We start from the raw sequence: 3,433 nt of genomic DNA on the forward strand, positions 1-3,433 counted from the left end.
CTCCGGAGATTTTTTTTAGTTACCATAATTTTATTTTTTTAATATCCTAAATATATGACTTCTAACGGAAAAGCTACCGAAGGTTTAGTTCAACATCGCATTGGCAAAATGGCGGGTTAAGTACAAAATTCAACTTTTGTGCTTTTTATTCCGCCGAATGTGTTCCACATTCAGCTTTTTTTTAATAATTTAGCTTCTGTGGAAACACATCGGCTACGTTACTGCTAAATTGAACTTTCGGTTCAATTTATCCGCCACTTCGCCAATGCGTTTCCCGTTAGTGGCAACAAAAACAAACGATAATTAGACAATAAATGAAAAATATTTTATTTGTAGTTTTTATTTCAATGATATTTTTATTTGTTTGCTGTAACACAACAACGAATAAAAACATAATTGAAACAGAAATTTCTGATTTTGACAAAATTTTAGATAGTTTTCAAGTAAATGGTTCAATTCTAATTTATGATAACGACAAGAATACTTTTTACTCAAATGACTTTGATTGGGCTAAAAACGGAAAATTACCTGCATCAACATTCAAAATTCCAAATTCTATAATTGCTGTTGAATTAGGCATTATTGAAAATGATACAACTATTTTAAAATGGAATGGCGAGCAGAGAAAAATGGATATTTGGGAAAAAGATTTATCATTTAAAGATGCTTTTAGAATTTCCTGTGTTCCTTGCTATCAGGAAATTGCAAGGAAAATCGGAACAATTAAAATGAAAGAATATTTAGAAAAATTTGAGTATAAAAATATGATTTTTGACAGTTTAACGATTGACAATTTTTGGCTTGAAGGAAATTCAAAAATATCTCAAAAACAACAAATCGACTTTTTGAGGAAATTCTATTTTTCAAAATTTCCAATTTCTGATAGGACAATAAAGATTGTCAAAAATATTATGGAAATTGAGCGAACTGAAAATTACATTTTAAGCGGTAAGACTGGATTAAGTTCGATAGAAGAAAAATATAATGGTTGGTTTGTTGGTTATGTTGAAACAAAATCTAATGTTTATTTTTTTGCAACAAATGTAATTCCGACAGACGGATTGAATGTTGATGATTTTATTTCATCGAGAATTAATGTAACAAAAAATGCGTTAAAGCAAATGAATATAATGAAATGATAAATGCCACTAACATATGGTAGCCGATAATTGCCGGCTTTCGTGCCAACTTGATACTTTGGTGCTTTTAACGAACCGAAGTGCTAAATTGATACGAAAGTGCTGTAAATCCGGCAACTACGGCTACCATTTTTCGTTACCTGCAAGCTGAAACCAAAAATCCGACAAAATAAAATGGTTGAAACATTGATAAAAACATTGCAACAAAAATATCTTATCAAAACAAACACAATTTCTAAACAAAAAGGTGGTTGGGCTTCTTTGGCTTATAAAATAGAAGATGAAAACGAGCATTTTTATTTTTTAAAAGTTTATGAAAAAAGTCGAAAATCAACTTCTTATTTAACGGAACACATCGACCTTTATCTTCCCATTGTGGATTGGCTTGATAATCAAACTCTGCTGAAAGGAAAAATCATTCGATTGATTAAAACGCAATCTGATGATTTTAGGTGCGAAGATGAAAATTATATATATGTTTTGTTTGATTACATTAAAGGAGAAACAGTTGGGGGAAAAAATTTAACCAAAGAACAAATAACTCAATTAGCCGAAATTGTCAGTCAGTTACATCATTTAAAAAAAACTCCTTTTGACCTTTCGCAGATTTCTGAAACATTTGACCTTTCGTTTATTTCTAAACTAAACAATTGGATAGACAAAAACCTTGACCAACTAAAAACGGAAATCAAAACGGTACTGCAACCTAATCTTTCAATTATAAAAAATCAAATCAACGAATGGTATAATTTATCAAATGCTTTAAAGGAAAAAGATTTAAAATATTGTTTATGTCATACAGATATTCATCATTGGAATCTTATCACAGACAAACAAAAATTATATCTTTTGGATTGGGAAGGAATAAAGTTTGCACCACCCGAAGCCGATATTTTCAGCATTTATCAGCAACCTTATTTTGATTTGTTTATCAAAAGATATTATGAACTCAATCCTGATTATCAGATCAATGAAACGGTTTTACAATATTATCTGACAAGTAGAAAACTTCAAGATATTTTTGAGTTTATCGAACAATTACAATTTGACGAACTCAATTCGGAAGAATACAAAATCAACTTAAACTATCTGAAAAAAGAAGTTGATAACATAATATCCAAACCTAAAAACACAGCCAGCAGGTAACAAGGGTTTTGCAAGAGCGGGGCGAAAATACTCCGTTGGAGATTTTCGCTATATTTGTAGCTTAGTGCTTCGGTCGATATTTTCTGCTGAAAATCCCCGCCCTCGCAAAGCCCAAACCGTTAGCGGTAATTTTACCAAACAGAATGTTGAACATAAAAAAATATAATCCGATGAAGCTATAAGTAACTGTCCAAAATATATAAACTTAAACCTTTTCATTGCTTTCAAAAAGTAATGGAATTTTCTATTATTAACTTTTAAAAATTAGAAAAAATGACACAGTTACAAATGATTAACAAAACAAAATCTATAGCTCAACAAGACGAAAATATTTCCGCTGTTTTTATGTATGGTTCATTTACCAAAAACGAAGGAGACAAATATTCTGACATCGAATTTTACATCTTTGTAAAAAATAAAGAAAATTTCTCAGCAGAAAAATGGGTAAATCAAATTCATCCTGTGGCTTTATATTTTATAAATGAATATGGAACCGAAGTTGCTATTTTTGAGAATTTGGTTAGAGGAGAATTTCATTTTTTAAAAACAGAGGAAATTGAAATTATCAAATCTTGGGACGGAATAGTTACATTTAGCGATTTTGACCAAATGAACCTAATCGACAAAGACGGACATTTAACGAAAACACTAAATCAAATCAAAACGAAATCGCCCGAAAGAATAACAAATGAAAACATCTTGTGGTTAAGTCAATCATTACTGAATGTTATACTGACAACAAGCAACTTAATTAAGCGAGAAGAATTTGCTCATGCTCATCATAGTTTATCAAATGTTCAGAAATATTTGCTTTGGCTTATTAGAGCAAGAACAAACAAAACCCAACATTGGGAAAGTCCAACTAAAAGTCTTGAAAAGGATATTGATACGACTTGGTATTTTGCGTATAAAACAGTAACATCGGATTTAAATCCTAAAAATATAATTTTAGCTTTTGAAAACTCATTAAATTTATCGGAGAAACTATTTGACGAACTAAATATTGAACCAAAAATGAAAGAAATCCTACACGAAATAAGAAAAAACTACCGCTAATAACTAAGCTTTCGTCTTGCCCGGAGGGCACGAGATGAAAGCCCGTTGAACGGAACCGTAGGAAGCTTAATACGTATTATGGAGTTTTCGAA

General features: G+C 30.6%; 3 protein-coding genes. All 3 read left to right on the forward strand.

All coding sequences use genetic code 11. The annotated features are described in order from the left end of the window. Positions 1 to 314 precede the first annotated feature (314 nt). The 3 genes from BLT46_RS12970 to lnu(H) all read left to right on the forward strand — a co-directional run bounded on the left by BLT46_RS12970 (position 315) and on the right by lnu(H) (position 3,341). Positions 315 to 1,139 carry a class D beta-lactamase OXA-347 gene (locus BLT46_RS12970; RefSeq protein WP_004295324.1) on the forward strand — a complete coding sequence of 275 codons (825 nt, stop codon included), beginning with the start codon at positions 315 to 317 and terminating at the stop codon, positions 1,137 to 1,139. 174 nt (positions 1,140 to 1,313) lie between these two features. Next, positions 1,314 to 2,285: an aminoglycoside phosphotransferase family protein gene (locus tag BLT46_RS12975; RefSeq protein WP_090410533.1), complete on the forward strand. Its 972-nt coding sequence runs from the start codon at positions 1,314 to 1,316 to the stop codon at positions 2,283 to 2,285. A 273-nt stretch (positions 2,286 to 2,558) separates the two neighbouring features. Further along, positions 2,559 to 3,341, forward strand: a complete 783-nt coding sequence (gene lnu(H) / locus BLT46_RS12980; RefSeq protein WP_173002794.1) for a lincosamide nucleotidyltransferase Lnu(H) — start codon at positions 2,559 to 2,561, stop codon at positions 3,339 to 3,341. The last annotated feature ends 92 nt before the right edge of the window (positions 3,342 to 3,433 follow it).

It is taken from the genome of Myroides phaeus (genome assembly GCF_900099675.1).
In the GTDB taxonomy this organism is placed as follows: domain Bacteria; phylum Bacteroidota; class Bacteroidia; order Flavobacteriales; family Flavobacteriaceae; genus Flavobacterium; species Flavobacterium phaeum.

Excerpts from the sequence above, each read along its gene's own strand:
- BLT46_RS12970 (WP_004295324.1), top strand. The coding sequence starts at position 315 with ATGAAAAATATTTTATTTGTAGTTTTTATTTCAATGATATTTTTATTT.
- BLT46_RS12975 (WP_090410533.1), top strand. The coding sequence starts at position 1,314 with ATGGTTGAAACATTGATAAAAACATTGCAACAAAAATATCTTATCAAA.